This window comes from Paraburkholderia sp. SIMBA_027 (assembly GCF_046535315.1).
Classification (GTDB): Bacteria; Pseudomonadota; Gammaproteobacteria; order Burkholderiales; family Burkholderiaceae; genus Paraburkholderia; species Paraburkholderia tropica.
Window position 1 is genome coordinate 1 of record NZ_JAWRWY010001617.1, and the last position, 235, is coordinate 235.

1 protein-coding gene is annotated in these 235 nt (G+C 60.9%); it reads left to right on the forward strand.

Going from position 1 to position 235, the window contains the following annotated elements; all coding sequences use genetic code 11:
* Positions 1 to 235 (forward strand): TonB-dependent receptor domain-containing protein (locus tag SB764_RS44645; RefSeq protein ID WP_410867394.1); only part of this gene is annotated, 235 nt, incomplete at both ends.

Below are 235 nucleotides of genomic sequence, written 5' to 3' on the forward strand. Positions count from 1 at the left end.
GCCAGCCTGTATCTGTCGGATCGTATCGAATGGAAACGGCTGGCCCTGGATGCCGGGCTGCGCTACGACCGCGACAGTTTTCTTGGCAACAACAATCTGGCGCCCCGCACGCGCCTGGATTGGGACATGTTCGGAACGGACAACACCGTGCTGAGCATGGGATGGTCCCGCTACTACGGCGCACAGATACTGGGCATCGCCATGGAGGCGGAGCGTGCGCGCCTGAAAATAAACG